The organism is Parvibaculum sp. (assembly GCF_035511255.1).
GTDB lineage: Bacteria > Pseudomonadota > Alphaproteobacteria > Parvibaculales > Parvibaculaceae > Parvibaculum.
In genome coordinates this window covers 1-1671 of record NZ_DATKFR010000418.1, presented here as the reverse complement: position 1 = coordinate 1671, position 1671 = coordinate 1, and the positions used below count along the sequence as shown (strand labels likewise).

General features: G+C 64.3%; 2 protein-coding genes. Both read right to left on the bottom strand.

The features are described from left to right. Positions 1 to 101: ribbon-helix-helix domain-containing protein (locus tag VMR03_RS15815; protein WP_325406908.1), on the bottom strand; the 101-nt coding region annotated here is incomplete at its 3' end. A gap of 117 nt (positions 102 to 218) precedes the next feature. Then, positions 219 to 1610 (bottom strand): class II fumarate hydratase, encoded by a 1392-nt coding sequence (gene fumC, locus VMR03_RS15810; protein ID WP_325406906.1) that lies wholly within the window; start codon positions 1608 to 1610, stop codon positions 219 to 221. Positions 1611 to 1671 lie beyond the last annotated feature (61 nt).

Here is a 1671-nt window from a genome sequence, read left to right as displayed (position 1 = left end):
GTGCAGGCCACTTCCTTCAGCGCATCCCAGAAGGGCCGCTCCAGCGAAATCGAGGTGCGGTGGCCGGCGATGGTAACGGAACGCTTGATCTCGGCGGGCATGATTGCACCATCCTTCGGTGTCACCCCGGACTTGTTCCGGTGTCCAGGTGCCGCTTGCTCGGCATATGACGCATCTGGATCCCGGCGCGAGGGCCGGGATGACCTGATTTTGTCATGTCACTCCGGCGCGATCATCTTTTCGGGACGCACGACGGCGTCGAATTCCTCATTGGTGACGTAACCGCCGCCGACGGCCTCCTCGCGCAGCGTCGTGCCGTTCTTGTGCGCGGTCTTGGCGATCTTGGCCGCGTTGTCGTAGCCGATCTTCGGCGCGAGCGCCGTGACGAGCATCAGCGAGCGTTCGAGCGCCGCCTTGATGTTGTCGGTGCGGGGCTCGATGCCGACGACGCAATTGTCGGTGAAGCTCACGGCGGCGTCCGCCATCAGCCGGACGGACTGCAGGAAATTGTAGGCCATCACCGGATTGTAGACGTTCAATTCGAAATGGCCCTGCGAGCCGGCGAAGGTGAGCGCGGCATTGTTGCCGAAGATCTGCACGCAGACCTGCGTCAGCGCCTCGCATTGCGTCGGGTTGACCTTGCCCGGCATGATCGACGAGCCGGGCTCGTTTTCCGGCAGTGAGAGTTCGCCAAGGCCGGAACGCGGACCGGAGCCGAGCAGGCGGATGTCGTTGGCGATCTTGAAGAGCGAGGCGGCGACCGTGTTGATCGCGCCATGGCTGAAGACCATCGCGTCATGGGCGGCGAGCGCCTCGAACTTGTTCGGCGCGGTGGTGAAGGGAAGGCCGGTGATCGCGGCGATGCGCTCGGCCACCTTCTCGGCAAAACCGATCGGCGCGTTGAGGCCGGTGCCGACCGCGGTGCCGCCCTGGGCGAGCTGCATCAGCGCCGGGAGCGACTGCTCGATGCGCGCGATGCCGTTCTCGACCTGCTGCGTGTAGCCCGAGAATTCCTGGCCGAGCGTCAGCGGCGTCGCGTCCTGCGTGTGGGTGCGGCCGATCTTGATAATGTCCTTCCACGCCTGCGACTTGTCGTTGAGCGCGTTGCGGAGTTTCTGCAGCGCCGGCACGAGGCGGTGAACGATCTCCTCCGCGCAGGCGATGTGCATCGCCGTCGGATAGGTGTCGTTCGACGATTGCGACATGTTGACGTGATCGTTCGGATGCACTGGCTTCTTCGAGCCCATCTCGCCGCCGAGCATTTCGATGGCGCGGTTCGAGATCACCTCGTTCGCATTCATGTTCGACTGCGTGCCGGAGCCCGTCTGCCAGACGGCGAGCGGGAAATGCGCATCGAGCTTGCCTTCGATGACTTCCTGCGCGGCCTTGACGATGGTCTCGCCGATCTTCGGATCGAGGCGGCCGAGGGCCATGTTGGTTTCGGCGGCGGCGCGCTTGACGATGCCGAGCGCCCGGACGACGGGAAGCGGCTGCTTCTCCCAGCCGATCTTGAAATTGCCGAGCGAGCGTTGGGCCTGCGCACCCCAATATTTGTCCGCTTCGACGTCGATCGGGCCGAATGTGTCGGTCTCGGTGCGGGTTTTCGTCATGGGGCAGCGCTCCTCAAAGGCATTTTGATGGGCGCTGATTTAGCACGGGGGGAGGCGGGGG